Here is a 26,988-nt window from a genome sequence, read left to right as displayed (position 1 = left end):
CTTTGACAACATCGTGGCCATCCTGCAGCAGATCATCGACCGCCGGCTATCGGGCAAGAACAAGTCCATTGGCAACCGCGAGCGCTTCCTTCGGCGCTACAAGGGGCAGATCCAGGAAGCGGTGAGGCGCGCCGTCAGCGGCCGCAACATCCGCGAACTGGAGCAAGGCGAAGACGTGACCCTGCCGCGCCACGACGTGTCCGAACCGGTGTTCGGCCATGCGCGTGGTGGCGACCGCGAGTACGTGCATCCGGGCAACCAGGAGTACCTGAAAGGCGACCGCATCAAGCGCCCCGAAGGCGGGGGCAGCGGTGGTTCCGGCAGCGGCGAGGCCAGCGACAGCGGCGAAGGCGAGGACGACTTCGTCTTCCGCCTCACGCGCGAAGAGTTCATGCGCGTGTTCTTCGACGACCTCGCGTTGCCGCACCTCATTCGCACGCAGATCGCCGACGTGCCCGAGTGGAAGAGCCACCGCGCCGGCTTCACTAGCGACGGCTCGCCCAACAACCTGCACGTGGTGCGCTCGATGCGCGGTGCGCTCGCCCGCCGTATCGCGCTGGGCGGCGAACCGCGCAAGGAGCTCAAGCGCCTCGAAGCGCACCTCGAACACCTGAAGCTGCATCCGCAGGTCACTTCAGCGCTCATCCAGAAGGAGATTCGCGAAACTGAGGAGCGCATTGCCGAACTGCGCCGCACGATGCGGCACGTGCCCTACATCGACCCCATCGACCTGCGCTACCGCAACCGCGTGAAGACGCCGGTGCCCAGCGCCAAGGCCGTGATGTTCTGCCTCATGGACGTGTCGGGCTCGATGGACGAGGCGCGCAAGGACATGGCCAAGCGCTTCTTCATGCTGCTGTACATGTTCCTCACGCGGCACTACGAGACCATCGACCTCGTGTTCCTGCGCCACCACACGCAGGCGCAGGAAGTGACGGAAGAAGAGTTCTTCCACGCCACCGAAACCGGCGGCACCGTGGTGTCGAGCGCGCTGGTGCTGATGGACGAGATCATCAAGGCGCGCTACCCCAGCGGCGAATGGAACGTGTACGGCGCGCAGGCCAGCGACGGCGACAACTGGCATCAGGACAGCGGCCGCTGCCGCGAGCTGCTGGTCGAGAACATCCTGCCGGTGGTGCGCTACTACGCCTACGTGCAGGTGGCCGAGACCGAGCAGAACCTGTGGCAGGAGTACCAGCAGCTCGAGGGCGTCGCGCCCAACTTCGCCATGCGCAAGGTGTCCGACGCGCAAGACATCTATCCGGTTTTCCGCGACCTGTTCAAGAAGGAAGGGGGCACGTCATGAGCGCCATCATCGTCCCCCCTCGACTCGAACGCCTGCCCAGCCCTTCCGACTGGACATTCGACCTTATCGAGACCTATCACACCGAGATCGCCAAGACTGCCAAGGGCTATGGCCTTGACGTGTACGCGAACCAGCTCGAGGTCATCACGGCCGAGCAGATGATGGATGCCTACGCGAGCGTGGGCATGCCCATGATCTATCGCCACTGGTCGTACGGCAAACAGTTCATCGCCACCGAAAAGAATTACCGCCGCGGGCACATGGGGCTGGCCTACGAGATCGTCATCAACTCCGATCCGTGCATCGCCTACCTGATGGAAGAAAACACCATGGCCATGCAGGCCCTGGTGATCGCGCATGCGGCCTATGGCCACAACAGCTTCTTCAAGGGCAACTACCTGTTCCGCATGTGGACCGATGCGTCGTCCATCATCGACTACCTCGTCTACGCGCGGCACTACATCGCCGAATGCGAAGAGCGCCACGGCCTCGACGCGGTCGAGGAACTGCTCGACTCCTGCCATGCGCTGATGAACTACGGTGTCGACCGCTATCGCCGCCCGCAGAAGCGCTCGCTGGCGCAAGAAAGCGCCCAGCGCGCCGAGCGCGAACGCCACATGCAGCAGCAGGTGAACGACCTGTGGCGCACGCTGCCGCGCAAGAGCGAGCAGGCGGCCGAGTCCGATTCGTCAAAACGCTTTCCGTCGGAGCCGCAGGAGAACCTGCTCTACTTCATCGAGAAGAACGCCGCACTGCTCGAGCCCTGGCAGCGCGAGGTGGTGCGCATCGTGCGCAAGATCGCGCAGTACTTCTATCCGCAGCGCCAGACCCAGGTAATGAACGAAGGCTGGGCCACCTTCTGGCACTACACGCTGCTCAACACCATGTACGACCGCGGCCAGCTGGCCGACGGCTTCATGATGGAATGGCTCAGCTCGCACACGGGCGTGATCTTCCAGCCGCCGGTGGGGCACCGCGCCTACAGCGGCATCAACCCGTATGCGCTGGGTTTTGCGATGTACACCGACCTGCGGCGCGTCTGCGAGAAGCCGACCGAGGAAGACCGCCGCTGGTTCCCCGACTTCGCGGGCAGCGACTGGCTCAAGACGCTCGACTACGCAATGCGCAACTTCAAGGACGAGAGCTTCATCGGCCAGTTCCTGAGCCCGAAGACGATGCGCGATTTCCGTCTGTTCTCGATCCGTGACTTTCAGAGCGAGGCCGAGCTGGAGGTGTCCGCCATCCACGACGACAGCGGCTATCAGGCGCTGCGCGAATCGCTGTCACGCCAGTACGACATCAGCAGTCGCGAGCCCGACATCCAGGTGTGGAGCGTGGCCACGCGCGGTGACCGTTCGCTGACGCTGCGTCATACGCAGCGCAACAACCTGCCGCTGCACGACGGGGCGGAAGAAGTGCTGAAGCACGTCGCGCGGCTCTGGGGCTTCGACGTGCACCTCGAAAGCATCGACAGCGCCGGGCGCATCAGCCGCAGCTGGAAAGCCACGGCGCCGAAGCAGCTGTACTAGAGAAGGCTCAGGGCACCAGGGCCGCGATGGCCAACGTGTAACCCCTCACCCCCAGCCCCACGATGATTCCCTTCGCCGCGGGCGAGATGTACGAGTGGTGGCGAAACTCCTCGCGCGCGTGCACGTTGGAGATGTGCAGTTCGATCAGCGGCACGCTCGCGCCCTTGATGGCGTCGTGCAGCGCAATCGACGTGTGGGTGTAGGCGCCCGGGTTCATCACCACGCCGATCATGGTGCCCGCCGCCACTTCGCGGCCGGCTTCCTGGATCCAGTCGATCAGCACGCCTTCGTGGTTCGACTGGCGGCATTCGATCTCTACGCCCAGCTTCGCGCCCGTGTCCCTGCACAGGCGCTCGACGTCGGCCAGCGTGTCGCGTCCGTACTGTTCGGGCTCGCGCGTGCCGAGCAGGTTGAGGTTGGGGCCGTTGAGGACGAGGATTTTCTTCATGATGAGTATCAGGAGGGTCTGGCGGACGCCAATTATGGTCTCGCGACCGTCCTGCGGCGCCGCGCCGTGGACGACCCGACGTAGTAGTTGTACGAATCGATGTCGACCACGCAGCGCGCCATCAGGTCGACGAAGGAGCGCAGCTTCTGCCCCATGTAGCGCTGCCGCTGGTAGGCGCAGTAGATGCGCCGCGGCTCGGGCTGCCACTGCGGAAGCACCGGCATAAGCACCCCCTGCTCCAGCTCGGGCCGCACGAAGAAGGCCGGCAGCAGCGCGATGCCCAGGCCATCGATGCAGAAGGTCTTCATGACCCAGTGGTCGTTGGTCTCGAAGGCCGGCTCGGGCTGAAAGGCAAAGCTCGACGCACCCGACACCAGCAGCACCTGCGAGCGCACCGAAGGCTCCTTCATCACGATGGAATGGTGTGTGGCCAGCTCTTCGGGCGACGACGGCGTACCACGGCGCGCCAGGTATTGCGGGCTCGCATACAGCCCGTAGTTCAGGCGCCCGAGCAGCTTGGCCACGAGGTTCGGCGCATCGGGCGGCTCGGAGCACACGTAGCAGTCGACATCGCCGATCTGCGGCGCATGGAAACCGTTCGCCACGTCGAGCTGGCAGCGCACGTCCGGGTGCGTTTCCAGGAACAGCTTGACCACGTGGCAGACGAAGGAGGTGCTGAACTGCGTGTCCGACAGCAGCGAGAGGCCGCCCGAGACACCCGTCGTCAGCGCGTGGATCTCGGTGCTGGCTGCCTCCAGCCGGCCCGTCACCTCATCGAGCAGCCCTTCGCTGCGCGCGAAGAACGCGCGGCCCGCCTCGGTGAGAGCGATACGGCGCGGACTGCGCATCAGCAGCTGCGCGCCAAGCAACTTCTCCAGCCGCGTGAGCTGCCGGCTCAGGGTGGCCTTGGAGACGCCCGAGAGACTCTCGGCCTTGGTGAGACTGCCGCTCCTGGCGATCAGTACGAAGGCCTCGACCAGAGCAAGATCGATCCGGCTCATGAGGCCCGGCGTTGCAGGAATGAAAAGTAGCGTCTCTTCATGTGGCTTTCATCGGTGCGGCGGAAGCGTTACGGTATCACCGGCGCCCAGCCTTGCGCCCCCACGACTCATGAACACACAGAACACCGCCACCTGGCACCCCGTCGCGCGCTCGGCCGACCTGCGCCCCGGCGCCAACATCGTCGCCGGCTTTGCCGAGGGCCAGGAGCTCGCGCTCTGGCGCGCCGCCGACGGCACCGCCCAGGCCTGGGAGAACCGCTGCCCGCACCGCAGCGTGCGCTTCACGCTGGGCCTGGTCGTCGACAACCGCCTGGCCTGCGCGTACCACGGTTGGCAGTACGCGGCGGGCAGCGGTCAGTGCACCAGCATTCCGGCGCATCCGGCCATGCAGGCGCCGCGCAACGTCTGCGCGAAGACCTTCGGCACGGTGGAGGCTGCAGGGATGCTGTGGGTTCACCTGTCGCCCGAGGCGCCACCCGCGCCCGCCGAGCTGGAAGGCGCCATCCCCACCGGCTGGCATTTCTGCCGCACGCTGACCGTGCGCGCGCCAGCAAGCATGGTGCGAGAAACGCTGGCACTGCGCGGCCTGATTGCCGATGCGGTCTCAGCCGCCTGGCGCGGCCTGCTCGACGACGTGAACACCGTCGCCCTCGTCCTCGACGCCCAGCCCCAGCTTGCCTTCGTCCACCTGTGGACCAATGCAGCGCCCGGCTCGGCCGCCATGAAGACCCTGCACACCGCCGCCCGCGAACTGCGCGCCGGCATCGAAGCCCTGCCCCAAGGCTGAAAGCACCCATGCCCTTCGTCACCGACGACCCCAACATGCTCGACGACTGGCTGGTCGTCGGACCCGCGACGACCACGCCCCGCACGACCCGCCTGCTCGGCGAAACCGTTCAGGTGTGGACCGACGCCGACGGCGCGCCCCAATGCCGCCTCGGCGACCGGCCGCTCACCGTGCAATCGCGCTACGGCTACCTCTGGGTCTGCCCCAGCGGCCGACCCGCGCGCGCCCTGTTCGACTTTCCCGAACACAGCGAGCCCGGCCGCCGCATCATCGACTGCGGCGGCATCGGTGTCGCGGTGTCGGGTCTGCGCGTGATCGAGAACTTCCTCGACATGGCGCACTTTCCCTTCGTGCATGCCGACTACCTCGGCAAGGTGCCGCACACCGAGGTGGCGCAGTACCAGGTGCAGGTCGAGCCCGCCACCGGCGAGATCTGGGCCACCGACTGCCGCTTCTGGCAGCCGCGCGCCTCCGCCGCCCACGATTCGGGCAGCGAGGTGCTCTACAAGTACCGCGTGATGCAGCCCTTCTCGGCCATGCTCTACAAATCGAGCTTCCGCGTGGGCGCGCTCGACGCGATCGGCCTCTTCCTTCAGCCCATCGACGACGAGCACGTGATCGCCCACACGCTGCTCGCCTGCTACGACGACGACTCCACCGATGCCGAGCTCATCGCCTTCCAGCACACCATCTTCGGCCAGGACAAGCCCATCCTGGAAAACCACGCCTTCAAGCGCATGCCGCTCGAAGGCCGCGCCGAGACGCCGACGCGCGGCGACACATCGTCCGTCACCTACCGGCGATGGCTGCGCGAGCGCGGCATGCGCTTCGGCGTGAGGGTGGTGGCATGACGACGCTGAAGCTCTACGACTATCCGCTCTCGGGCAACTGCTTCAAGGTGCGGCAGATGCTGGCCTGGCTGGGCGTCGCGCACGAAACGGTGCCTGTCGATTTCTTTCCCGGCCGCGAGCACAAGTCCGCCGCGTTCCTGGCGAAGGTCACCCCGCTCGGCCAGCTCCCGGTGATCGACGATGACGGCTTCGTGCTGCGTGATGCGCAGGCCATCCTGGTCTACCTGGCGAGCCGCTACGACGCGCAAGGCCACTGGTACCCCGACGACCCGAAGCTGCGCGGCCAGATCGCGATGTGGCTCGCCACCGCCGACGAGATCACTCGCACCGCCTCGGCCGCGCGGCTGCATGACGCGCTCGGCTACCACCACCTCGACATCGAGGCCTGCCGCAGCGGCGCGCGCGCCGTGTTCCGCGTGCTCGACGACCATCTTGCCGAGCAAGCCAGCGCGGGCCTGCACTGGCTCGCGTCCGCGCCCGAGCCGACCATTGCCGACCTCGCCTGCTTCCCCTACGTCGCACTCGCCGGCGAAGGCGGCATTTCTCTCGATGAATTTCCCGCACTGCGAAACTGGGTCTGGGACTTTCGCCACCTGCCCGGCTTTGTGGGAATGTCGGGAATCTTTCCTGCCGGCCCTGTTTGAACGTCGTCTGGGTATCCTTACCGCTTCGCCTTTCTGAAGAATCACACTCGCCATGAAAACCAAAGCTGCCGTCGCCTGGAAATCCGGAGCCCCGCTCACCATCGAAACCGTGGACCTCGAAGGCCCGAAATTCGGCGAAGTGCTGGTCGAGATCAAGGCCACCGGCATCTGCCACACCGACTACTACACCCTCTCGGGCGCAGACCCCGAAGGCATCTTTCCCGCAATCCTCGGCCATGAAGGCGCGGGCATCGTGGTCGACGTCGGCCCCGGTGTCACCACGCTCAAGAAGGGCGACCACGTCATTCCGCTCTACACCCCCGAGTGCCGCCAGTGCAAGTTCTGCCTGAGCCGCAAGACCAATCTGTGCCAGCTGATCCGCGGCACACAGGGCAAGGGCCTGATGCCCGACGCCACCTCGCGCTTCAGCCTCGACGGCAAGCCGATCTTTCACTACATGGGCACGTCGACCTTCAGCAACTACACGGTGGCACCCGAGATCTCGCTCGCCAAGATCCGCGAAGACGCACCTTTCGACAAGGTCTGCTACATCGGCTGCGGCGTCACCACCGGCATCGGCGCGGTGATCTTCACGGCCAAGGTGGAAGCCGGCGCCAACGTGGTGGTGTTCGGCCTCGGCGGCATCGGCCTCAACGTGATCCAGGGCGCCAAGATGGTGGGTGCCGACAAGATCATCGGCGTGGACCTGAACCCCGAGCGCGAGGCCATGGCCCGCAAGTTCGGCATGACGCACTTCATCAACCCCAGGGACACCGAGAACGTGGTGGATGCCATCGTGCAGCTGACCGACGGCGGCGCCGACTACAGCTTCGAGTGCATCGGCAACACCAAGGTGATGCGCCAGGCGCTCGAATGCACGCACAAGGGCTGGGGCCGCAGCATCATCATCGGCGTGGCCGAGGCCGGTGCAGAGATCAGCACGCGGCCGTTCCAGCTGGTCACCGGCCGCAAGTGGGAAGGCTCGGCCTTCGGCGGCGCGCGCGGGCGCACCGACGTGCCGAAGATCGTCGACTGGTACATGGAAGGCAAGATCAACATCGACGACCTGATCACGCACACCATGCCGCTGGAAGACATCAACAAGGGCTTCGACCTGATGAAGCGCGGCGAATCCATCCGCGGCGTGGTGCTCTACTAAGCCCCGGGAGGCGCCCGCCATGAACCGCATGGAACCCCTGCGCAAGATCGAAGCGGGCGTTCTCGAAGTCGCCTACTTCGAAGCAGGCCCTTCCGACGGTCCGCCCGTGCTGCTGATGCACGGCTTTCCGTACGACATCCACACCTATGCCGAAGTCGCGCCGATGCTGGCCGACCAAGGCTGCCGCGTGATCGTGCCGTACCTGCGCGGCTACGGCGCCACGCGCTTCCTGAACGAAGCCACGCCGCGCTCGGGCGAACAGGCCGCGCTGGGCGCCGACCTGCTTGCGCTGCTCGACGCCCTGAAGATCGACCGTGCCGTGCTGGCCGGCTACGACTGGGGCGGCCGCGCCGCCTGCGTGGTCGCAGCGCTGTGGCCCGAACGCTGCGCGGGGCTGGTGTCCCTCAACAGCTACAACATCCAGAACATCGCGAAAGCGATGGAGCCGGATACGCCGGCCAACGAGCACAGCCTCTGGTACCAGTACTACTTTCACAGCGAGCGCGGCCGCGCCGGCCTCGAGAAAGACCGCAAGGCGCTCACGAAGCTGCTGTGGAAGCTCTGGTCGCCCACATGGCAGTTCGACGACGCCACCTTCGAGCGCAGCGCCGCCGCCTTCGACCAACCCGACTTCGTGGACGTGGTGATCCAGTCGTACCGCCACCGCTTCGGCCTCGTGCCGGGCGACCCGGCCTACGCCGACATCGAACGCCGCCTCGCGGCCCAGCCCACGATCACCGTGCCCGCCATCACCTTCGACGGCATCGACGACGGCGTGCGCCCGCCCGCCGACGCATCAGCCCACGCACACCGTTTCAGCGGCCCGCGTTCGCACCGGCTCGTGCCCGGCGCGGGCCACAACCTTCCGCAGGAAGCGCCGCGCACCTTTGCCGACGCCGTGCTCGAACTCGTGCCCGCCCTGCGCGGCAAGAACCCGCAATGACCGACAACACTCCGAAGATTCTTTCCGAGCACCACGCCTTCGGCGGCGTGCAGCGCTTTCTCGAACACCGCTCGCATGAAATCGGCCTGCCGATGCGCTTCTCGGTCTACCTGCCGCCGCAGGTCGCGCACGAGCGCGTGCCCGCCCTGCTCTACCTCGCGGGCCTGACCTGCAACGAAGAAACCTTCGCGGTGAAGGCCGGCGCACAACGCATGGCCGCGAGCCTGGGCCTCGCGCTGATCGCGCCCGACACCAGCCCGCGCGGCCGCGAAGCGGAAAGCATTCCGGGTGCGAAGGACGACTGGGACTTCGGCATCGGCGCCGGCTTCTACCTCGACGCACTGGCCGAGCCATGGGCCACGCACTGGCGCATGGAAAGCTGGGTCGTGCACGAGCTGCTGCCGCTGGTCGCCAAGCACTTCGCCATCGACGGCGAGCGCATCGGCATCTTCGGCCACTCGATGGGCGGCCACGGTGCGCTCACGCTGGCGCTGCGGCATCCGGGGCGCTTCAAGTCGCTCTCGGCCTTCGCGCCGATCTGCGCGCCCACGCAGTGCCCATGGGGCGAGAAGGCGCTCGGCGGCTATCTGGGCCAGCCCGGCGCTGACCGTGCGCAATGGCTGGCGCACGACGCCAGTGCGCTCATGAAGTCGCAGGTGGTGGCACCCTACCCGCAAGGCATCCTCATCGACCAGGGACTGGCCGACAAATTCCTCGCCGAGCAGTTGCACCCCGAGGCCTTCGAGGCCGCCTGCTTTGCCGCCGGCCAGCCGCTCACGCTGCGCCGTCACGCGGGCTACGACCACGGCTACTACTTCATCCAGAGCTTCATGGCCGACCACCTCGCGCACCACGTACAAACCCTGCGCGCATAGGGCCTCAGCCTCATCGACCACAGCGGCCCCGCGCCGTATCATGGTTCGCATGTCCGCCGCCCAAATTCCCGCCTTCCACCTGCGGTTGCGCGAAGGCAGCGCTGAAGAGAACATGGTGCTGGCCGGCATCTGGCGCCGCGCTTGGATCGCGGCCAACCGAGGCGTTGCCCATTTCGAGCCGATCGGCTACTGGCTGCACCGCGTGCAGACCGAGTTCGGCCCGCCCGCCGAAGTGGTGCTGGCGGAGCGCGACGGGCAGGTGCTGGCGTTCATGGTGCTGCTGGGGCGGCGCGAATACGTGGCCCAGCTTTTCGTCGAACCCCACCTGCGCAACCAGGGCCTGGGCAAGGCGTTGCTCGACGAAGCCTGCGTGCGCATTCCCACAGGCTGGTGGCTGCACGTGGCGGCCACCAACACATCGGCGCAGCGCTTCTACGAACGCTATGGCCTCGAGCGCGGTGCGGTCGATCGGCACCCATCGAGCGGCCGCGAGCGCATCGCCTACCATTGGTCGCCCTCGCGCCCGCCGTGGCGCATCGGCTGAACCCATCCTTCTTTTCGTGCCCATGCGCATCGACCACATCGCACTCTGGACCACCGATCTCGAACGCTGCAAGCGCTTCTATGTCGACTACTTCGGCGCCACCGCCGGCGCAGGCTACGTCAACCCGGCCAAGGGCTTCGCCTCGTGCTTCCTGAGCCTGGGCGACGGCGCGCGCATCGAGGCCATGACCACGAGCACGCTCTCGCCCGTAACCGCTGAAGCCGGCGCGCAGCGCATGGGCTGGACGCACCTGGCGATCAGCGTGGGCTCCGACGCCGCGGTCGACAAGCTCACGCAGCGCCTGAAGGCCGACGGCTACCCGCTGCTCGACGGCCCGCGCCGCACCGGCGACGGCTACTACGAGAGCGTGGTGCTCGATCCGGACGGCAACCGCATCGAGATCACCGCATGAGCGAGTTCGTTGAGAGCCTGCACGAAACCTTCGAGCGGCTCGGCCGCATCGAAACTCGCCGCATGTTCGGCGGCCACGGCGTCTGGCACGAAGGCCGCATGATCGCACTGGTCGCCAAGGACACGCTCTACCTCAAGGCCGATGCCGAGAGCGCCGCGCATTTCGACAAACTGAACCTGCCGCCCTTCACCTACGTGCGCCAGGGCAAGTCGATGCCGATGTCGTACCGCCAAGCCCCGGCGGATCTTTTCGAAGACCGCGAGGAAGCCGCCCTGTGGGGCCGCCTTGCCTACGAAGCAGCGCTGCGCTCGGGCCAGCCACCGAAGCCGAAGAAGGCACCCGCCAAGAAAACCGCAGTGAAGAAAACCGCAGTGAAGAAAGCCTCAGTGAAGAAAAAGACAGCGAAAGCAGCCTCCCGGTGAGCGAGAACCCCAAGCTCCCACCACTGCCCGAGCGCGAACAGATCGCGCTGCTCGAACCCTTCGAAGGCCTCGGCCTGAAAGACATCGTGGTCGTGCAGACACTGCAAGATGCAGAACACGCCGCCGCCACGCTGCTCGCCGCGGGCATCGCCGGCTTCGACACCGAATCGAAGCCCACCTTCGCAAAGAACGAGGTGTCGGGCGGCCCGCACGTGGTGCAGTTCTCCACGCGCGACACGGCATGGCTGTTTCAGCTGCATCGCACCGAGTGCAATCCGGTGGTGGCCACGCTGATCGCCTCCACCGAGCTGCGCAAGGTCGGCTTCGGCCTGTCGGGCGACCTCACGTTGATCCGCAACCGGCTCAACATCGAGCCGAAGGCGGTGTTCGACATAGACAACGAATTCCGCCATCGCGGCTACCGCAAGTCGGTTGGCGTGAAGGCGGCAGTGGCTCTGGTGTTCAACCGCCGCTTCATCAAGTCGCGCAAGGCGACCACTTCCAACTGGGCCAACAAGCAGCTCACCGAAGCGCAGATCCGCTACGCCGCGAACGACGCCTATGCGTCGATCCGCGTGTACGACGCGCTCTTCAGCAGCAACTGAAAAGCCCCAATCAGTCCCGCCCCGCCTCCAAGATCGCCTGCGCGAGCCTCTGGGGGTTCGAGAAGAACATCTCGTGGCTGCCGGGGCACTCCACCAGCCGGAACAGGCCCAGCCGCTCCGACAGGCGCGGATGCCACGGCATGCCGTGCGGCAGCGCGGTGTCCTGCAGGCAGTTGACATACGACTTGCCCAGCGCCAGCGCGGCCAGCGGCTGCTGCAGCCTGATCTTGTCGGTGAAGGTGCGGTACGGGTGCGGGTTGAGCTTCTCGTAGGCAGCCGTCGCGGTCGCCAGGTCCGCATCGTTGATGAAGGCTTCGCGCCAGATCTCGAAGGGCAGCGTCACGGCATTGCCATTGGCCTCGGCGACGGCGTCGAACATCGTCACGTAGTGCGGCGGCACCATGTCGTTGAGCGATTCGCCATCGAGCGGCACGAAGGCGTTGATGTACACCAGCCGCTTCAGCCGCGGCGCGATGCGATCCGCCACGCCCGAGATCACCATGCCGCCGTAGCTGTGGCCCACGAGGCGTACCTGCGTGAGGTCTTTCTCCTCGATGTAGCGCACGGCGGAAGCGATGGCGTCTTCCAGGCCAATGCTCGATCGGTCGTCGCCGGGGTTGTTGCCGGCGAGCGTCGGGCAATACACGGTGTGCCCTGCTGCGCGCAGGCCGTCGGCCACGGCTTCGATTTCCGCGCCGGTGTGCCAGGCGCCGTGGACGAGAACATAGGTGTCGGACATGGTAGGTGTGTCTCCTTTTGTTTGTGACGGAGCACGACTGTAAGGAACATCGGTGACTTGCGCATGGCCGATACGTGCCAGCGCGATGGCCGGTTCGCGCCAGCCTGGTTGCTTCGATTCAATTATTCGACGATACTTGAAATATGGAAGAAAATGACGTTGTCCGATCCCTTGCCGCACTGGCGCAACCCGTTCGCCTGCGGGTGTTTCGCGCGCTGGTGGTGGCAGGCCCTGCCGGCCTCACGCCCGGCGCGCTGACCGAAGCGCTCGAGGTGTCGGCCACGGGCCTGTCGTTCCATCTCAAGGAGCTCGTGCATTCGGGGCTGGTCTCGCAGGAGCGGCAGGGCCGCAACCTCATCTACCGCGCGGCGTTCGACCAGATGAACGGCCTGCTGGCCTACCTCACCGAGAACTGCTGCCAGGGCGAGGCCTGCGCTGTCGGATGCCCGCCGACATGCTGAGCGCCGTTGCGATCTTCATCTTCACGCTCGTGCTGGTGATCTGGCAGCCGCGCGGCCTGGGCATCGGCTGGAGCGCCTCGCTCGGCGCCGTCATCGCGCTGCTGCTCGGCGTGGTCCAGCTGTCCGACATCCCGGTCGTCTGGGGCATCGTGTGGAACGCGACCGCCACCTTCATCGCGGTGATCGTCATCAGCCTGCTGCTCGACGAAGCGGGCCTCTTCGAATGGGCCGCGCTGCACGTGGCGCGCTGGGGCGGCGGACGCGGGCGGCTGCTGTTCGCGTTCATCGTGCTGCTGGGCGCCGCCGTGTCGGCGCTGTTCGCCAACGACGGCGCGGCGCTGATCCTTACGCCCATCGTGATGGCGATGCTCGTGGCGCTGGGTTTCTCGCCGGCCGCCACGCTCGCCTTCGTGATGGCGGCGGGCTTCATCGCCGACACGGCCAGCCTGCCGCTGATCGTCTCGAACCTGGTGAACATCGTGTCGGCCGACTTCTTCCGCATCGGCTTCGGCGAATACGCCTCGGTCATGTTCCCCGTGAACATCGCGGCGGTGCTCGCGAGCCTGCTGGCGCTGATGCTCTTCTTTCGCCGCGGCATTCCGGCCAGCTACGACGCGACCCAACTCAAGGCGCCTGCGGATGCGATCCGCGACCCCGCGACCTTCCGCGCGGGCTGGGTCGTGCTGGTGCTGCTGCTCGTCGGCTTCTTCGGCCTGGAGCCGCTGGGCGTGCCGGTGAGCGCGGTAGCGGCCTTCGGCGCAATCGTGCTGCTGGCCGTCGCAGGGCGCGGTCCGGTGATCGGCATTCGCAAGGTGCTGCGTGGCGCGCCCTGGCAGATCGTGATCTTCTCGCTGGGCATGTACCTCGTGGTCTACGGGCTGCGCAACGCCGGCCTGACCGGCTACATCGCCTCGCTGCTGAATGTGTTCGCGCAAGGCGGCGTCTGGGGCGCGGCAATGGGCACGGGCTTTCTCTCGGCGCTGCTCTCGTCGGTCATGAACAACATGCCCACCGTGCTGGTGGGCGCGCTGTCCATCGACGCGTCGAGTGCGAGCGGCATCGTGAAGGAAGCGATGGTCTACGCCAACGTGATCGGCTGCGACCTCGGCCCGAAGATCACGCCCATCGGCAGCCTCGCCACCCTGCTCTGGCTGCACGTGCTTGCGAAGAAGGGCATGGCGATCGGCTGGGGCTACTACTTCAAGGTCGGCATCGTGCTGACCCTGCCCGTGCTGCTGGTCACCCTGGCGGCACTGGCGCTTCGATTGAGTCTTTGAAACCGGCACCACACTTCCATGAACGACATCACCATTTATCACAACCCCGCCTGCGGCACGTCGAGGAACGTGCTCGCGCTGATCCGCAACACAGGCGATGAGCCCACCGTCATCGAGTACCTGAAGACCCCGCCCGATCGCGCGACGCTGAAGCAGCTGATCGCGGCCATGGGCATGCCGGTGCGCGAGGTCATGCGCCGCAAGGGCACGCCTTACGACGAACTCGGCCTCGACGATGCGAAGTGGAGCGACGAGGAGCTGATCGGCTTCATGCTGCAGCACCCGATCCTCATCAACCGGCCGATCGTGGTGACGCCGCTCGGCACGCGGCTGTGCCGGCCCTCGGAAGCGGTGCTCGACATCCTGCCGCGTCCGCAGCAAGGCGCCTTCTCCAAGGAAGACGGCGAGGCCGTCATCGACGCGAAGGGCCAGCGTGTCGTCAAGCGCTGAACTGCCGAACATCGACGCCGGGCATTTCCACCGACCGAACCCGCGGCAACTGCTGCCCACGGAGCGCACCACGCACGCGCCGCGCATCCTGCTGCTCTACGGTTCGGTACGCGAGCGCTCCTACAGCCGGCTGCTCACCGAAGAAGCCGCGCGGCTGCTTCAGGCCCTGGGCGCCGAGCCGCGCATCTACGACCCGCGCGGCCTGCCCCTGCCCGACGACGCGCCGGAAGACCATCCGAAGGTGCAGGAGCTTCGCGACCTCGCCCAATGGTCCGAAGGCATGGTGTGGACTTCGCCCGAACGCCACGGTGCCATGACCGGCATCATGAAGGCGCAGATCGACTGGATCCCGCTGTCCGTCGGCTCGGTGCGGCCCACGCAGGGCAAGACGCTCGCGGTGATGGAGGTGTCGGGCGGCTCGCAGTCCTTCAACGCCGTGAACCAGCTGCGGGTGCTCGGCCGCTGGATGCGCATGCTCACCATCCCCAACCAGTCGTCGGTGGCCAAGGCCTTCCTTGAGTTCGACGAAGCCGGACGCATGAAGCCCTCGCCGTACTACGAGCGAGTGGTCGACGTGATGGAAGAGCTGCTCAAGTTCACGCTGCTCACACGCGACTGCGCGGGCTACCTTGTGGACCGCTACAGCGAGCGGCGCGAGAGTGCCGAGGCGCTGTCGAAGCGGGTCAGCCTGCGCAGCATCTGAGCGACGGCTCAGCGCCGCAAGCGGCGCAACTCACCCGGCGTGGCGCCCAGATGCCTGCGGCACTGGCGCACGAAGTGCGAGGCATCCGTCAGCCCCACGCGAAAGCCGATCTCCGCGATGCCCAGGCGATCGAAGCGCGCATCGCCCAGCATGCGCCGCGCCGCCTGCATGCGAAAGCCCGCCAGCGCAGTGGCGAAGGTCGTGCCTCCTTCGCCGAGGCAGCGGTGCAGGCTGCGCTCCGAGATGCCCAGCTCGCGCGCCACACCCGCGGCTGTGAGGCCCGGTTCCGCATGGCGCTCGCGCGTGGCGTCGAGCACGCGGCGCCGCAGCGCGGCACGGCCTTCGCTTTCTGACTCTGAAAGGCCATGCCCCGTGGCCAGCGCCAGCAGGCCGCCGAGCTGGTCGCCCAGCAACGCCGCCGGCAGCGGCGGCTTTGCGGCCATCTGCGGTGTCAGCTGCCGCACAAAGCCGCACAGCACGCTGCCCCACCCCGCCTGCCCGTCGATGCGCCGCGCCATCTGGTCGCCCGCGTCGGGAATCCACGCATCGACCCAGGCGGTCGGCAGTTCGAGCGAAATGGTGTCGGCCGATTGCAGCAGGTGAAATTCGTAGCGCCGGCGCGAATCGACCAGCACCGCGTCGCCCGGCAGAAGCCGCGCGGAGCGGCCGTCCTGCACGGCCACCCAGGCCGAGTCGGTCTTGCACAGCAGGTAGAAGTAATTGTTGCGGCTGTGGGCGATGGCGCGGCGCGTGCGGTAGACGTCCTGCGCGCTGCCGCGCACCTGGTTGACGACGATGGGGCCGAGCGGCGCGGATTCGAGCGTGGCGCCGAAGCTGCCGGCCACCGGGCTGGTCACGTCCATCTCCAGGAAGCCCTCGCAGACCGCGCCCACCCAGTAGTCCAGCCGCTGCGCGAGCGGCACGGCGTCGGTGGACCAGCGGTGGATGGTGTCGATGGCTTCGCTCATTGAAATACCTTCGTGCTTCGCACTGCGGTGCGAGCTTGCTTGGGGCGGCCCGGCGCGGCGCTCATGCGCGCCAAACATACCCATGCCGTGCCCGCTTGCCAAGCGGGTATAGACCGCCTCCGACGCCACCCTGCGCCCGGCACCGGCAAAATGACCCGCGAACCAACCCGTGCGCGGGGTAATCCATTCCGGCGCACGCACATGAAAGAAGGGCAAGACGGGTCATGAGCAGCAACAAGCAAAGCGATTTCGGACTGATCGGCCTGGCCGTGATGGGCCAGAACCTCGTGCTGAATGTGGAAAGCCGCGGCTTCCAGGTCAGCGTGTACAACCGCACCGAGGCCACCACCGAAGCCTTCATTGCCGTCAACCCCGGCAAGAAGCTGGTCGGCGCGAAGACGCTGGAAGAGTTCGTGCAGAGCCTGGCCAAGCCTCGCAAGATCCAGATCATGGTGAAGGCCGGCGCGCCGGTCGACCAGGTGATCGAGCTGCTCATTCCACTGCTGGACAAGGACGACATCGTCATCGACGGCGGCAACAGCCTCTACACCGACACCGAGCGCCGCGACGCGTACCTCTCCAGCAAGGGCCTGCGCTTCATCGGCGCGGGCGTGTCGGGCGGCGAGGAAGGCGCGCGCAAGGGGCCGTCGATCATGCCGGGCGGGCCGCTTTCCACCTGGGAGGTGATGAAGCCGATCTTCGAGAGCATCGCGGCCAAGGTGGACGGCGAGCCCTGCGTGATTCACATCGGCCCCGGCGGCGCGGGCCACTACGTGAAGATGGTGCACAACGGCATCGAGTACGGCGACATGCAGCTGATCTGCGAGGCCTACAGCCTGTTCAAGGCGGCCAGCTTCAGCACCGACGAAATGGCCGCCATCTTCAACGAATGGAACGACGGCGAGCTGCAGAGCTACCTGATCCAGATCACCGCCAAGGCGCTCGAGCAGAAAGATCCGGAAACGGGCAAGCCCATCGTCGACGTCATTCTCGACAAGGCCGGCCAGAAGGGCACAGGCCAGTGGACGCTGATCAACGCGGCCGAGAACGCGGTGGTCATCAGCACCATCAACGCGGCCGTGGAAGCACGCGTGCTGTCGTCGCAGAAGAAGCAGCGCGTGGCGGCCAGCAAGCTGCTGCAGGGCCCGAAGATCGAGCTGTCAGTCGAGAAGAAGGCGCTGGTGGCCAAGGTGCACGATGCGCTCTATGCATCGAAGGTCATCAGCTACACGCAGGGCTTCGACCTCATCAAGACCATGGGCGACAAGAAGGGCTGGGGCCTCGACCTGGGCGGCATCGCGTCGATCTGGCGCGGCGGCTGCATCATTCGCGCGCGCTTCCTGAACCGCATCACCGATGCCTTCCGCACCGACCCTGCCCTGGGCAACCTGATGCTCAACCCGTTCTTCAAGGACCTGCTGAACCGCACGCAGCAGAACTGGCGCGAAGTGGTGGCGCTGGCGGTGAGCAACGGCATTCCGGTGCCGGCCTTCAGCGCCTCGCTGGCCTACTACGACAGCTACCGCACCGAGCGCCTGCCGGCGAACCTGTTGCAGGCGCAGCGCGACTTCTTCGGTGCCCACACGTATGAGCGTACCGACAAGCCCGAAGGCCAGTTCTTCCACACAGACTGGCCCGAAGTGATCGGCTGAGTCGACTGGGTGATGCCATGCCAGCCCTCGACTACCCCAGCCACCTGGTCGAGGACTGGCAACTGCGCGACGGTACGCCGGTGCGGATCCGCCCTATCCGCGCCGATGACCTGGCCATGCACACGGCCTTCGTGGACGGACTCTCGAAAGAGACGGGCTACCACCGCCTGCTGTCGCCGCGAAAGCCGCAGCCCGATGAGCTGTGGCGCATGACGCACATCGACTACGACCACGAACTCGCGCTCATCGCGACGACCGAGGTCGATGGCGTGGAGCAGCAGATGGGCGTGGTGCGCTACGTGCGCGGCGAGACGCCCGAGACGGCGCACGTCGCCGAATTCGCTGTCGTCATCGCAGATGCCTGGCAGCACCACAGCGTTGCCCACAAGCTCATGAGCAAGCTGATCGACGCGGCCGCGGCGGCCGGCGTGAAGCAGCTGGCGGACATCACGCTCTACGACAACATCGGCATGCTGGCGCTGGCGCGCAAGCTGGGCTTCAAGCTGCAGCGCGACCCGGGCAACCCGAACGTCACGCGGCTGCGGCTGGCGCTCGATGCGCCGCCAACGCGCTGAGCCTTACCAGGCCGCGTTCATCACGCCCTGCTCGGCCGCGATCCAGTCGCGCACCGGCCCCGGCAGCGCATGCGCCGGCGGCACGAGCCCCATGGCTGCATACGACTCCTGGTTCGGCACCAACCCGCCGCGCCCCACGGCCGCGCCCTTCATGTAGCCGGCCGCGCAGACCCTGTCGCCACGCACGAACTCGAAGCGCATGTAGTTCCAGTGCTGGTCCGTGGCGTCGAGCCGAAAGCGCAGCGTGTACACCTGAAAGGGGTTGAGCCCGCGTCGGTAGCTGATGAGCGAGCCGCCGGACATCGGCCTCCAGCCCTGGCGCAGCATGGTGGTCGCAAAGCCGGTGCGCACGAAATACTCGACCAGCATCAGGTCGACGACCGTCAGGTAGCGGCCGTTGTTCATGTGGCCGTTGATATCGAGGTCGTTCGGCAGCACGCGCAGTTGCCGCTCCAGCGTGTCGCCCGGCGCCAGGCGCGGTGCACGCCAGGCACGCAGCAGGGTCATCAGCAAGCGCAGGTAGAGGTTCATGGAAAGCCTAGAATTGGTTCAATTCAGAACATTCTAGTTCAAGACTGAACCATCTCGATGCCCGCAGCAAAGTCCTCCAAGCCCCGCAAGACCGACAAAGCCCCCTCCTCGCCCCACGGCACGGCCGCATGGCTGGCGGTGGTGCGGGCCTACAACCTCTGCGATGCGGTAATGACGGCGCGGCTCGCCGCCATCGGCCTGCGCGTGGGCGAGCACGAGGTGCTGGCCACCATCGCGACCACGCCGGGCATCACGCAGCAGGCGCTGGCCGCGCGCTGCTTCGTGGCGAAGAGCGGCGTCAGCATGCTGCTCACGCAGATGGAGGCCAGGGGCTGGGTGCGGCGCGACAGCGATGGCGCCGACGCACGCGTGCGTCGCCTCACGCTCACCGACGACGGCATGGCAATGGCACAGAAGTGCCTGGCGGTTCAGGCGGAGATGGTGACCGCGATGGTCGCGCCGGCCACGCGCGACGAATTGGACATGGTGGCCGACGTGATGGGCCGCGTGGCCACCACGCTCGAAGGCATGCGCGCCGAACTCAAGGGCTGACCAGCCACGCCTTCACCGCCCCCACCGACTGCGCCAGCGGCGCGGTCGCATCCACTGCGAGCACACCCGCCTCCCCCACCGGCGACTCCAGCGTGGCGAACTGGTTGGCTACCAAGCTGGCGGGAAACATGTGCTCCCCCGCCCCGGCCCGCGCGGCCACGCGGCGCTCGGCCTCGGCCCGTTCGATCGCCATGAACACGAAGCGCAGCCCCGGCGCGGCCGCGCGCAGTTGCTCGCGGTAGATGCGCTTGAGCGCCGAGCAGGTCAGCACGGCGCCCTGCGGCGCACCGGCCAGCGCGCGGCCCAGCGTGGCGAGCCAGCCCGCGCGATCGGCATCGGTCAGCGCGATGCCGTGGCTCATCTTCTCGACATTGGCCGGCGGATGGTGGTCGTCGCCTTCTATGAGCGGCAGGTCGAGGGCGGTAGCCAGCGCCGCGCCCAGGCTCGATTTGCCGCATCCCGAAACGCCCATCACTACCAGCCAGACCCTGTCCATATGCACCCTTTTGGTAAAGCGCCACACCCTATTTAACGGAGTCGGCAAACTTAAATCTACTTCCTTATGATGCAAAACCTTTTTCCGTCGGAAGCAGAGAGCCCCCTCCATGGTCCAGCTTGCGTTGCGTCGTCCGTACACCTTCATCGTCATGGCGATGCTGATCGTGCTGGCCACGCCCTTTGTCCTCGCACGCATGGCGACCGACATCTTCCCGGAAATCAACATCCCGGTGGTCAGCGTCATCTGGAACTACACCGGCCTGCCGGCGCAGGAAATGGGGCAGCGCATCTCCGGCCAGGTGGAACGCGGGCTGACCACCACGGTGAGCGACATCGAGCACATCGAGTCGCAGTCGCTGGCGGGCGTGTCGATCATCAAGGTGTTCTTCCAGCCCACGGCCAACATCGAGATGGCCATATCGCAGGTGGTGGCTTCGATGCAGGCGCAGGTGCGGCAGCTGCCGCCGGGCATCACGCCGCCGCTGGTCATCAAGTATTCGGCCTCCAGCGTGCCGGTGATCCAGCTGGCGCTGTCGAGCCCCACGCGCTCTGAAAACTCGCTGTTCGACTCCACCGTCAACCAGCTGCGCCCGCAGCTCATCACGGTGCCGGGCGCGGCCATTCCCTTTCCCTATGGCGGCAAGAACCGGCTGATTTCGGTCGACCTCGACACGCAGGCGCTGCAGGCGCGCGGCCTCTCGCCGGCCGACGTGGTGAACGCGGTGAACACGCAGAACCTGATCCTGCCCTCAGGCACGGCCAAGTTCGGCGCCACCGAATACAACGTGAAGATGAACGGCTCGCCCGACGCCATCGCGGGCCTGAACGACCTGCCGATCCGCACGGTGAACGGCGCCACCACCTACCTGCGTGACGTGGCCTACGTGCGCGACGGCTTCTCGCCGCAGACCAACGTGGTGCGCCAGGACGGCGTGCGCGGCGTGCTGCTGTCGGTGCTGAAGAACGGCGGCGCCTCCACGCTGGACATCGTCTCCAACATCCGCGCCATGCTGCCCATCGCCGCGCAGACGATGCCGGAAGACATCAAGATCACGCCGCTGTTCGACCAGTCGGTGTTCGTGAAAGCCGCCGTCAAGGGCGTGGTGTTCGAAGCCATCCTGGCCGCAGCGCTCACGGCCGCGATGGTGCTGCTGTTCCTGGGCAACTGGCGCAGCACGCTGATCATCGGCCTGACGATTCCGCTGTCGATCCTGGCGTCCATCCTGGTGCTGTATTCGCTGGGCGAAACGCTCAACCTCATGACGCTGGGCGGGCTGGCGCTCTCGGTGGGCATCCTGGTCGACCAGGCGATCGTGACCATCGAGAACATCGAGCGGCACCTGCACATGGGCACGCCGCTGAAGGAGGCCATCGAGGTCGGCGCGGGCGAGATCGGCTCGGCCGCCTTCGTTTCCACGCTGTGCATCTGCATCGTGTTCGTTCCGATGTTCTTCCTCTCGGGCGTGGCGCGCTTCCTGTTCGTGCCATTGGCCGAGGCGGTGGTGTTCGCCATGCTGGCCTCCTACCTGCTTTCGCGCACGCTGGTGCCGACGCTGGTGATGCTGCTGATGGGCGGCTCGCACGGCGGCGGCCATGCACCGGCGGAAGGCGCGAAGCAGAGCGCCCTGCAGCGCCTGTACCGCGCCTTCGACCGCCGCTTCGAACGCGTGCGCCGCGCCTACACGCTGGTGCTGTCGGCGGTGCTCTCGAAGCGCGCCGGATTCATCGGCCTGTTCCTCGGCTTCTGCCTGCTGTCTTGCCTGCTCTACCCGGCGCTGGGGCGCGACTTCTTCCCGACCGTCGATGCCGGCCAGATACGCCTGCACTTGCGTGCCCCCACCGGCACGCGCATCGAAGAGACCGCTCGCCTCACCGACCAGGTGGAGGCCGCCATCCGCGAGCTGGTGCCGCAGGACCAGCTCGAAACCATCCTCGACAACCTGGGCGTGCCCAACAGCGGCATCAACCTGTCTTACAGCAACGCCGGCACCATCGGCACCTTCGACGGCGAGCTGCTGCTGTCGCTGAAAGAAGGCCACAAGCCGACCGAGCAGTTCGTGTCGCTCCTGCGGGCCGAGCTGCCCAAGCGCTTTCCGGGCATCGAATTTTTCTTCCAGCCGGCGGACATCGTCACGCAAATCCTGAACTTCGGCCTGCCCGCGGCCATCGATGTGCAGTTCAGCGGCAACGACATGGCCGGCAATGCCCTGCGCGCGGCCGAACTGACCAAGGCGATCCGCCAGATTCCGGGCGCGGTCGACGCCCACGTGCACCAGCGGCTCGACGGCCCGGCGCTGAGCCTGCAGATGGACCGCACGCGGCTGCAGCAGTACGGGCTGACAGCCTCCAACGTGGGGCAGAACGTGCTCATCGCGCTGTCGGGCAGTTCGCAGACGGCACCGGCCTTCTGGCTGAACCCGGTGAACGGCGTGGTCTACAGCATCGCGGTGCAGACGCCGCAATACACCGTCGACTCGCTCGACTCGCTGCTGAACATTCCGGTCGGCGCAGGCACAGGCGCGGCAGCAGGGGGAACCGGCGCGCAGCAACTGCTGGGCAACCTCGTGAGCACGCAGGCCGACCGCCAGCCGGCCGTGATGTCGCGCTACAACATCGCGCCGGTGATCGACGTGTACGTGAGCGTGCAGGGCACCGACCTGGCCAGCGTGGCGTCGAAGGTGCAGAAGCTGGTCGACGAGATGCGGCCCAAGCTCTCGCGCGGCAGCCGGGTCGAGATCCGCGGCCAGGTGCAGACCATGCAGTCGTCGTTCATCGGCCTGGGCGTCGGCCTCGCGATGGCGATCGTGCTGGTGTACCTGCTGATCGTCGTCACCTTCCAGTCGTGGCTGGACGCGGCCATCATCATCACCGCCCTGCCAGCCGCGTTGGCGGGCATTGCGTGGATGCTGTTCATCACCGGCACCACGCTGAGCGTGCCCGCGCTCACGGGCGCGATCATGACCATGGGCGTGGCCACGGCCAACTCCATTCTTCTGGTGTCGTTCGCGCGCGAGCGGCTGCAGGCGGGCATTCCGCCGCTGTCGGCCGCGCTGGAAGCCGGCGCCACCCGCATCCGCCCCGTGCTGATGACGGCGCTGGCGATGATCATCGGCATGATCCCGATGGCGCTGGGCCTGGGCGAAGGCGCCGAGCAGAACGCGCCGCTGGGCCGTGCCGTGATCGGTGGCCTGATCTTTGCCACGGTGTCGACATTGTTTTTCGTACCCGCCGTGTTCGCGGGGGTGCACAGTCGGCTTGCGCACCGCAAAGCGGCACGCGGAGCGCAGCAAGCACAGCATCAACCGCCAGCGGGCGCAGCGCCCCAGGAGAACTGATTTCATGACGGAGCAACGCCACTCGGCATTGGCCATTCACCCCATCGCCGTTGAAGAGGGCGACGGTGAACTGCTGCGCCGCCGGCAGATCGTGCGGCGCACGCGCTGGCTGGTGCTGATCGTGCTGGTGCTGCTGGCGCTCGGTGCGGCGCGCACCGTGTTCGTGCGCATCGCCAATGCCCGCGCGCTCGAAGCGGGCACCAGCGAGCGCGCGAAGCAATATGTGCAGACCGCCCTGCCCCGCGTGCCCACCACCGGCCAGACGCTGGCGCTGCCGGGGACGCTGCAGGGCTTCGTGCAATCGCCCATTTCGGCGCGCGCCAGCGGCTACCTCAAGCGCTGGACGAAAGACATCGGCAGCCGTGTCGAAAAGGGCGAGCTGCTCGCCGAGATCGAGACGCCCGAAATCGACCAGCAGCTCTCGCAGGCCGTGGCCGCACGCGCGCAGGCCGCATCGGGGCTGGAGCTGGCGCGCAGCACCGCCGACCGCTGGGAGGCTCTGCGCAAGAAGGACGTGGTTTCGCAGCAAGACCTTGACGAACGCCGCAGCGCCGTGTCGCAGGCCACTTCGAACGTGGCTGCGGCCGACGCCAACGTGCAGCGACTCAAGCAGACCGAAGGCTTCAAGCGCGTGGTGGCGCCATTCGCGGGCGTCATCACACGGCGCAACGTCGACGTGGGCGACCTGATCGATGCGGGTGCGGGCGGCGGTGCCGGGCGCGCCCTTTTCCTGCTCGCGCAGACCGACCCGCTGCGCGTGTACATCAACGTGCCGCAGGCCTATGCGCAGCTCGTGAAGGCGGGCCAGCCGGTGGTCGTCACGCAGGCCGAACTGCGCGGCCAGAGCTTCAAGGGCCAGGTGGCGCGCACCGCCGGCTCCATCGACACGACTACGCGGATGATGCAGGTCGAGGTGTCTCTGCCCAACAGCGACGGCGCGTTGCTGCCTGGTGCCTACGTGCAGGTGTCGCTGCCGCTGGCCGCGAGCCGCACGCTCACCGTGCCGTCGAATGCGCTGCTGTTCCGCGCCGAGGGCACGCGCATCGCGGTGGTCGATGCGAAGGGCCGTGTCGGCCTGCGCGCCGTGACGCTGGGGCGCAACTACGGCGAAAACGTCGAAGTGATCGACGGCCTCGAAGGCACCGACCGCATGGTGCTGAACCCTTCGGACTCGCTGGCCGAAGGCGACATCGTGGCTGTCGCGCCCGAAGCGCCGCCGGCCGCCGCAAAGGCTGCCCCGCCCGTCGTGCCGAAGAAGGAACCGGCGTGACATTGCGATCGCCAGCCGTTGCAGTGGCTGCTGCGGTGCTCGCGCTCGTCGCGGGCTGCGCGGTCGGCCCCGACTACAAGACACCCGACACGCCCCTGCCCGTCAGCTGGAAGCTCGAAGAGCCCTGGCGCGTGAGCACGCCCAGCGACAGCGCCGACAAAGGTCCGTGGTGGAAGCGCTTCGACGACGCCACGCTCGACACATTGCAGGCGCAGGCCCTGGCCGGCAGCCCGACGCTGGTCATCGCCAACGCGCGGCTGGCGCAGGCGCGGGCCGCGCTGGCGTCCAACGCGGCCAGCCAATATCCGCAGCTGGGCCTCGGCACGCGCGCCTCGCGCCTGAAGATTTCCGCCAACCGGCCGCTGACGAACTACGCGACCGCCAACGCGTCCACGGTGCAGAACGACTTCACCGTCTCGCTGAACGCCAGCTACGAGCTCGACCTCGCGGGCCGCGTGCAGCGCACCGTCGAGGGCGCATCGGCCTCTGCCGAGCAATCGGCGGCCGACCTGGCCAACACGCGGCTGCTGCTGAGCGCCGACGTGGCCAATAACTATTTCAACCTGCGCTCGACCGACATCGAGCTCGACGTGCTCTCGCGCTCCATCGGCCTGCAACGCCGCGCGCTGGAACTGGTCACGGCGCGGCATGACCTGGGCGCGGTGTCGGGCCTCGACGTGGCGCAGCAGCAGGCGCTGCTCGAAACCACGCTGACGCAGGTCGACGTGCTGAAGAAGCAGCGCTCGCAGTACGAGCACGCGCTGGCCACCCTCACCGGCACGCCCGCGCCGAACTTTGCACTGCCGGTAGATCTGCGCGAGATCAAGCCACCCGCGGTGCCGCTGGGCGTGCCGTCGGAAATCCTCCAGCGCCGGCCCGACGTGGCCTCGGCCGAGCGCGCGATGGCCGCAGCCAATGCGCAGATCGGCGTGGCCACCGCGGCCTTCTATCCGAGCTTCATCATCTCGCCGACGGTGGGCGTCGACAGCCGCCTGATCGAGTCGCTGTTCAACGGGCCCAGCCTGCTGTGGTCAGTGGGCGTATCGGCCACGCAGATGCTGTTCGACGGCGGGCGAGTGCGCGCCAACGTCGACTTCGCCAAGGCCGGCTACGACGCCACCGTGGGCAACTACCGCCGCACCGTGCTGACGGCGATGCAGGAAGTCGAAGACGGCATCACCGGCTTGTCGGCGCTCGACAGTGCGACGACGCAGGCGCAGTCGGCCGTGACGGCGGCGCGGCGCGTGCTCGACATGGCTACCAGCCGCTATGAAGGTGGCGCCTCGACATATCTCGACGTGATCACCGCGCAGCAGTCTCTGCTGACGGTCGAGCGGCAGGCTGCGCAGTTGCAGGGGCAACGGCTGCTGACCTCGGTGTTTCTGGTGAAGGCGCTGGGTGGCGACTGGTGCGGCGCCAACGCGACCGGTGCGACGCCCTCGTCCTGCCCTGCCACCGTCGCAGACCGTTCCGCCAAGGCTGGCTGAACGCGACAGGCGGCGACGCTCAGGCAGCCAACCTGGACGCAGGCGCCCAATCCTGCTGGCTGAGCTTTTCCATCGCCATGTCGACGAACGTGGACACCGCCTGCGGAACGTACTGGCGGCTGGCGTAGATGACGCTCAGGCCGCGCCCCGCCCGCATGTACTGCGGCAGCACCGGCACCAGCCTGCCGGCGGCCACGTCGGACGCCGTCAGGATCGACGGCAGCGCGGAAATGCCCAGCCCGGCGCACGCGGCCTTGAGCAGCACACCCTGCACGTTGCTGATGAAGCGTCCCCTCACCCGCACGTCTTCTTCCACGCCGCCCGGGCCTTGCAGGCGCCAGGTCGAGAGATTGCCGGTGTCCGGCGGCTGCGTCACGCAGTCGTGATCGAGGAGCTCCTGCAGGCTGGTGGGTGCGCCCCGCGCTGCCAGGTAGGCGGGGCTGGCAAGAAGGCCGCCGTAGCTTGCGAAGATCTTGCGGGCCACGTAGCTCGAGTCCTGCAAGGGTCCGCCGCGAAAGGCGACGTCGATGCGATCGCCGATGAGGTCGGCCACGACATCGTCGAGAACGAAGTCCAGCCGCACCCGCGGATGCGCGGCCAGGAAATCGGCCACCCATTCCATTTCGAAAAAATCGAAAAAGCTGGCCGGCGCGGCCACGCGTACCAAGCCGCTCGGTTCCTGGCCGCCCTCGACCTGCAGCCGCCCCGCGCCTATCAACGCCTCGACCGCCGGGCCGCATCGTTCCTGGAAGGACCGGCCGGCGTTGGTCAACGCCAGTTTGCGGGTCGAGCGCTGCAACAGCCGGGTGCCCAGGTGCGCCTCGAGTTGCCGGATGCGACGGCTCACCGTCGCCGACGGCACGCGCAGTTGCCGCCCGGCTTCCGCAAAGCTGCCGAGGCGTGCAACTTGCACAAACATTGCGACTTCGTTCAGGTCGAGCACGGAGATTCTTTCTGCCTTTCT

29 protein-coding genes are annotated in these 26,988 nt (G+C 67.1%); 22 read left to right on the top strand and 7 right to left on the bottom strand.

The features are described 5' to 3' along the window. Window positions 1-13 precede the first annotated feature (13 nt). Both NWF24_RS08885 and NWF24_RS08880 read left to right on the top strand, forming a co-directional pair. Window positions 14-1,306, top strand: coding sequence for a YeaH/YhbH family protein (locus NWF24_RS08885; RefSeq protein WP_258353870.1), 1,293 nt, complete (start codon window positions 14-16; stop codon window positions 1,304-1,306). After that, on the top strand, window positions 1,303-2,835 hold the full coding sequence (locus tag NWF24_RS08880; RefSeq protein ID WP_258353869.1) for a SpoVR family protein: 1,533 nt from the start codon (window positions 1,303-1,305) through the stop codon (window positions 2,833-2,835). The genes NWF24_RS08885 and NWF24_RS08880 overlap by 4 nt, the downstream gene beginning before the upstream one ends. A 7-nt stretch (window positions 2,836-2,842) precedes the next feature. Here the strand turns inward: NWF24_RS08880 and aroQ are convergent, their stop codons facing one another. Together aroQ and NWF24_RS08870 are read right to left on the bottom strand one after the other, a co-directional pair. After that, window positions 2,843-3,283 (bottom strand): type II 3-dehydroquinate dehydratase, encoded by a 441-nt coding sequence (aroQ, locus tag NWF24_RS08875; protein ID WP_258353868.1) that lies wholly within the window; start codon window positions 3,281-3,283, stop codon window positions 2,843-2,845. 32 nt (window positions 3,284-3,315) lie between these two features. Further along, entirely contained in the window at window positions 3,316-4,284 is a 969-nt protein-coding gene (locus NWF24_RS08870) for a LysR family transcriptional regulator (RefSeq protein ID WP_258353867.1), read from the bottom strand. Between the two features lie 109 nt (window positions 4,285-4,393). Between NWF24_RS08870 and NWF24_RS08865 the strand changes: the two genes are divergently transcribed. Genes NWF24_RS08865 through NWF24_RS08820 form a run of 10 tightly spaced genes read left to right on the top strand, consistent with a single transcriptional unit; the run spans window position 4,394 to window position 11,526 of the window. Beyond that, a complete protein-coding gene (locus NWF24_RS08865) occupies window positions 4,394-5,071 on the top strand; it encodes a Rieske (2Fe-2S) protein (RefSeq protein ID WP_258353866.1) in 678 nt (225 codons plus the stop codon). 8 nt (window positions 5,072-5,079) lie between these two features. Continuing rightward, window positions 5,080-5,922 carry an aromatic ring-hydroxylating oxygenase subunit alpha gene (locus NWF24_RS08860; RefSeq protein ID WP_258353865.1) on the top strand — a complete coding sequence of 281 codons (843 nt, stop codon included), beginning with the start codon at window positions 5,080-5,082 and terminating at the stop codon, window positions 5,920-5,922. Beyond that, entirely contained in the window at window positions 5,919-6,566 is a 648-nt protein-coding gene (locus NWF24_RS08855; protein ID WP_258353864.1) for a glutathione S-transferase family protein, read from the top strand. The genes NWF24_RS08860 and NWF24_RS08855 overlap by 4 nt, the downstream gene beginning before the upstream one ends. Before the next feature lie 52 nt (window positions 6,567-6,618). Continuing rightward, window positions 6,619-7,725, top strand: a complete 1,107-nt coding sequence (locus NWF24_RS08850) for an S-(hydroxymethyl)glutathione dehydrogenase/class III alcohol dehydrogenase (protein ID WP_258353863.1) — start codon at window positions 6,619-6,621, stop codon at window positions 7,723-7,725. A gap of 19 nt (window positions 7,726-7,744) precedes the next feature. After that, a complete protein-coding gene (locus NWF24_RS08845) occupies window positions 7,745-8,668 on the top strand; it encodes an alpha/beta fold hydrolase (protein ID WP_258353862.1) in 924 nt (307 codons plus the stop codon). Next, entirely contained in the window at window positions 8,665-9,543 is an 879-nt protein-coding gene (gene fghA, locus NWF24_RS08840) for an S-formylglutathione hydrolase (RefSeq protein ID WP_258353861.1), read from the top strand. Before NWF24_RS08845 ends, fghA begins: the two co-directional genes overlap by 4 nt. A 49-nt stretch (window positions 9,544-9,592) precedes the next feature. After that, the gene (locus NWF24_RS08835; RefSeq protein WP_258353860.1) at window positions 9,593-10,087 is read left to right on the top strand and encodes a GNAT family N-acetyltransferase; all 495 of its coding nucleotides are present in this window, start codon (window positions 9,593-9,595) and stop codon (window positions 10,085-10,087) included. 22 nt (window positions 10,088-10,109) lie between these two features. Beyond that, window positions 10,110-10,499: a VOC family protein gene (locus NWF24_RS08830; RefSeq protein ID WP_258353859.1), complete on the top strand. Its 390-nt coding sequence runs from the start codon at window positions 10,110-10,112 to the stop codon at window positions 10,497-10,499. Beyond that, window positions 10,496-10,921, top strand: coding sequence for a TfoX/Sxy family protein (locus NWF24_RS08825; protein ID WP_258353858.1), 426 nt, complete (start codon window positions 10,496-10,498; stop codon window positions 10,919-10,921). Before NWF24_RS08830 ends, NWF24_RS08825 begins: the two co-directional genes overlap by 4 nt. Further along, window positions 10,918-11,526, top strand: coding sequence for a 3'-5' exonuclease (locus NWF24_RS08820; RefSeq protein WP_258353857.1), 609 nt, complete (start codon window positions 10,918-10,920; stop codon window positions 11,524-11,526). Before NWF24_RS08825 ends, NWF24_RS08820 begins: the two co-directional genes overlap by 4 nt. Before the next feature lie 10 nt (window positions 11,527-11,536). Here the strand turns inward: NWF24_RS08820 and NWF24_RS08815 are convergent, their stop codons facing one another. After that, a complete protein-coding gene (locus NWF24_RS08815) occupies window positions 11,537-12,265 on the bottom strand; it encodes an alpha/beta fold hydrolase (protein ID WP_258353856.1) in 729 nt (242 codons plus the stop codon). A 143-nt stretch (window positions 12,266-12,408) separates the two neighbouring features. On the opposite strand from NWF24_RS08815, the gene NWF24_RS08810 reads away from it, so the two are divergent. Genes NWF24_RS08810 through arsH form a run of 4 tightly spaced genes read left to right on the top strand, consistent with a single transcriptional unit; the run spans window position 12,409 to window position 15,156 of the window. Next, on the top strand, window positions 12,409-12,726 hold the full coding sequence (locus tag NWF24_RS08810) for an ArsR/SmtB family transcription factor (RefSeq protein ID WP_258353855.1): 318 nt from the start codon (window positions 12,409-12,411) through the stop codon (window positions 12,724-12,726). Continuing rightward, a complete protein-coding gene (locus NWF24_RS08805; RefSeq protein ID WP_258353854.1) occupies window positions 12,720-14,003 on the top strand; it encodes an arsenic transporter in 1,284 nt (427 codons plus the stop codon). Before NWF24_RS08810 ends, NWF24_RS08805 begins: the two co-directional genes overlap by 7 nt. Before the next feature lie 18 nt (window positions 14,004-14,021). Next, window positions 14,022-14,453 carry an arsenate reductase (glutaredoxin) gene (arsC, locus tag NWF24_RS08800; protein WP_258353853.1) on the top strand — a complete coding sequence of 144 codons (432 nt, stop codon included), beginning with the start codon at window positions 14,022-14,024 and terminating at the stop codon, window positions 14,451-14,453. Then, a complete protein-coding gene (arsH, locus tag NWF24_RS08795; RefSeq protein WP_258353852.1) occupies window positions 14,437-15,156 on the top strand; it encodes an arsenical resistance protein ArsH in 720 nt (239 codons plus the stop codon). The genes arsC and arsH overlap by 17 nt, the downstream gene beginning before the upstream one ends. Window positions 15,157-15,164: 8 nt before the next feature. Here the strand turns inward: arsH and NWF24_RS08790 are convergent, their stop codons facing one another. Beyond that, window positions 15,165-16,124, bottom strand: a complete 960-nt coding sequence (locus tag NWF24_RS08790) for an AraC-like ligand-binding domain-containing protein (RefSeq protein WP_258353851.1) — start codon at window positions 16,122-16,124, stop codon at window positions 15,165-15,167. Between the two features lie 224 nt (window positions 16,125-16,348). On the opposite strand from NWF24_RS08790, the gene gnd reads away from it, so the two are divergent. Further along, entirely contained in the window at window positions 16,349-17,776 is a 1,428-nt protein-coding gene (gene gnd, locus NWF24_RS08785; protein ID WP_258353850.1) for a decarboxylating NADP(+)-dependent phosphogluconate dehydrogenase, read from the top strand. 17 nt (window positions 17,777-17,793) lie between these two features. Next, on the top strand, window positions 17,794-18,351 hold the full coding sequence (locus tag NWF24_RS08780) for a GNAT family N-acetyltransferase (protein WP_258353849.1): 558 nt from the start codon (window positions 17,794-17,796) through the stop codon (window positions 18,349-18,351). 3 nt (window positions 18,352-18,354) lie between these two features. On the opposite strand, the gene NWF24_RS08775 is transcribed toward NWF24_RS08780, so the two are convergent. Continuing rightward, a complete protein-coding gene (locus NWF24_RS08775) occupies window positions 18,355-18,882 on the bottom strand; it encodes a thioesterase family protein (RefSeq protein WP_258353848.1) in 528 nt (175 codons plus the stop codon). A gap of 57 nt (window positions 18,883-18,939) precedes the next feature. On the opposite strand from NWF24_RS08775, the gene NWF24_RS08770 reads away from it, so the two are divergent. Then, window positions 18,940-19,434: a MarR family winged helix-turn-helix transcriptional regulator gene (locus NWF24_RS08770; RefSeq protein WP_258353847.1), complete on the top strand. Its 495-nt coding sequence runs from the start codon at window positions 18,940-18,942 to the stop codon at window positions 19,432-19,434. On the opposite strand, the gene NWF24_RS08765 is transcribed toward NWF24_RS08770, so the two are convergent. Continuing rightward, window positions 19,424-19,930 carry a gluconokinase gene (locus NWF24_RS08765; RefSeq protein WP_258353846.1) on the bottom strand — a complete coding sequence of 169 codons (507 nt, stop codon included), beginning with the start codon at window positions 19,928-19,930 and terminating at the stop codon, window positions 19,424-19,426. The two genes, NWF24_RS08770 and NWF24_RS08765, sit on opposite strands and share 11 nt — an antisense overlap. 109 nt (window positions 19,931-20,039) lie before the next feature. Between NWF24_RS08765 and NWF24_RS08760 the strand changes: the two genes are divergently transcribed. The 3 genes from NWF24_RS08760 to NWF24_RS08750 are packed head-to-tail and all read left to right on the top strand — an operon-like array spanning window position 20,040 to window position 26,024. After that, entirely contained in the window at window positions 20,040-23,267 is a 3,228-nt protein-coding gene (locus NWF24_RS08760) for an efflux RND transporter permease subunit (protein ID WP_258353845.1), read from the top strand. A gap of 4 nt (window positions 23,268-23,271) precedes the next feature. Further along, window positions 23,272-24,537 carry an efflux RND transporter periplasmic adaptor subunit gene (locus NWF24_RS08755; protein WP_258353844.1) on the top strand — a complete coding sequence of 422 codons (1,266 nt, stop codon included), beginning with the start codon at window positions 23,272-23,274 and terminating at the stop codon, window positions 24,535-24,537. Then, on the top strand, window positions 24,534-26,024 hold the full coding sequence (locus tag NWF24_RS08750; RefSeq protein ID WP_258353843.1) for an efflux transporter outer membrane subunit: 1,491 nt from the start codon (window positions 24,534-24,536) through the stop codon (window positions 26,022-26,024). Before NWF24_RS08755 ends, NWF24_RS08750 begins: the two co-directional genes overlap by 4 nt. Window positions 26,025-26,043: 19 nt before the next feature. Here the strand turns inward: NWF24_RS08750 and NWF24_RS08745 are convergent, their stop codons facing one another. Beyond that, the gene (locus NWF24_RS08745) at window positions 26,044-26,967 is read right to left on the bottom strand and encodes a LysR family transcriptional regulator (RefSeq protein WP_258353842.1); all 924 of its coding nucleotides are present in this window, start codon (window positions 26,965-26,967) and stop codon (window positions 26,044-26,046) included. Window positions 26,968-26,988: the final 21 nt, after the last annotated feature.

Origin of the sequence: Variovorax paradoxus (assembly GCF_024734665.1) — a bacterium.
In the GTDB taxonomy this organism is placed as follows: Bacteria; Pseudomonadota; Gammaproteobacteria; order Burkholderiales; family Burkholderiaceae_C; genus Variovorax.
Note: the sequence above shows the minus strand (reverse complement) of the source record. Positions and strands in the feature narration are given on the sequence as shown.

Excerpts from the sequence above, each read along its gene's own strand:
- aroQ (WP_258353868.1), bottom strand. The coding sequence starts at position 3,283 with ATGAAGAAAATCCTCGTCCTCAACGGCCCCAACCTCAACCTGCTCGGC.
- NWF24_RS08765 (WP_258353846.1), bottom strand. The coding sequence starts at position 19,930 with ATGGACAGGGTCTGGCTGGTAGTGATGGGCGTTTCGGGATGCGGCAAA.
- NWF24_RS08870 (WP_258353867.1), bottom strand. The coding sequence starts at position 4,284 with ATGAGCCGGATCGATCTTGCTCTGGTCGAGGCCTTCGTACTGATCGCC.
- NWF24_RS08825 (WP_258353858.1), top strand. The coding sequence starts at position 10,496 with ATGAGCGAGTTCGTTGAGAGCCTGCACGAAACCTTCGAGCGGCTCGGC.
- NWF24_RS08880 (WP_258353869.1), top strand. The coding sequence starts at position 1,303 with ATGAGCGCCATCATCGTCCCCCCTCGACTCGAACGCCTGCCCAGCCCT.
- NWF24_RS08835 (WP_258353860.1), top strand. The coding sequence starts at position 9,593 with ATGTCCGCCGCCCAAATTCCCGCCTTCCACCTGCGGTTGCGCGAAGGC.
- NWF24_RS08760 (WP_258353845.1), top strand. The coding sequence starts at position 20,040 with ATGGTCCAGCTTGCGTTGCGTCGTCCGTACACCTTCATCGTCATGGCG.
- NWF24_RS08845 (WP_258353862.1), top strand. The coding sequence starts at position 7,745 with ATGAACCGCATGGAACCCCTGCGCAAGATCGAAGCGGGCGTTCTCGAA.
- NWF24_RS08770 (WP_258353847.1), top strand. The coding sequence starts at position 18,940 with ATGCCCGCAGCAAAGTCCTCCAAGCCCCGCAAGACCGACAAAGCCCCC.
- NWF24_RS08755 (WP_258353844.1), top strand. The coding sequence starts at position 23,272 with ATGACGGAGCAACGCCACTCGGCATTGGCCATTCACCCCATCGCCGTT.
- NWF24_RS08805 (WP_258353854.1), top strand. The coding sequence starts at position 12,720 with ATGCTGAGCGCCGTTGCGATCTTCATCTTCACGCTCGTGCTGGTGATC.
- NWF24_RS08850 (WP_258353863.1), top strand. The coding sequence starts at position 6,619 with ATGAAAACCAAAGCTGCCGTCGCCTGGAAATCCGGAGCCCCGCTCACC.
- NWF24_RS08860 (WP_258353865.1), top strand. The coding sequence starts at position 5,080 with ATGCCCTTCGTCACCGACGACCCCAACATGCTCGACGACTGGCTGGTC.
- NWF24_RS08815 (WP_258353856.1), bottom strand. The coding sequence starts at position 12,265 with ATGTCCGACACCTATGTTCTCGTCCACGGCGCCTGGCACACCGGCGCG.
- NWF24_RS08810 (WP_258353855.1), top strand. The coding sequence starts at position 12,409 with ATGGAAGAAAATGACGTTGTCCGATCCCTTGCCGCACTGGCGCAACCC.
- NWF24_RS08775 (WP_258353848.1), bottom strand. The coding sequence starts at position 18,882 with ATGAACCTCTACCTGCGCTTGCTGATGACCCTGCTGCGTGCCTGGCGT.
- arsC (WP_258353853.1), top strand. The coding sequence starts at position 14,022 with ATGAACGACATCACCATTTATCACAACCCCGCCTGCGGCACGTCGAGG.
- NWF24_RS08855 (WP_258353864.1), top strand. The coding sequence starts at position 5,919 with ATGACGACGCTGAAGCTCTACGACTATCCGCTCTCGGGCAACTGCTTC.
- NWF24_RS08790 (WP_258353851.1), bottom strand. The coding sequence starts at position 16,124 with ATGAGCGAAGCCATCGACACCATCCACCGCTGGTCCACCGACGCCGTG.
- NWF24_RS08865 (WP_258353866.1), top strand. The coding sequence starts at position 4,394 with ATGAACACACAGAACACCGCCACCTGGCACCCCGTCGCGCGCTCGGCC.
- gnd (WP_258353850.1), top strand. The coding sequence starts at position 16,349 with ATGAGCAGCAACAAGCAAAGCGATTTCGGACTGATCGGCCTGGCCGTG.
- NWF24_RS08780 (WP_258353849.1), top strand. The coding sequence starts at position 17,794 with ATGCCAGCCCTCGACTACCCCAGCCACCTGGTCGAGGACTGGCAACTG.
- fghA (WP_258353861.1), top strand. The coding sequence starts at position 8,665 with ATGACCGACAACACTCCGAAGATTCTTTCCGAGCACCACGCCTTCGGC.
- NWF24_RS08830 (WP_258353859.1), top strand. The coding sequence starts at position 10,110 with ATGCGCATCGACCACATCGCACTCTGGACCACCGATCTCGAACGCTGC.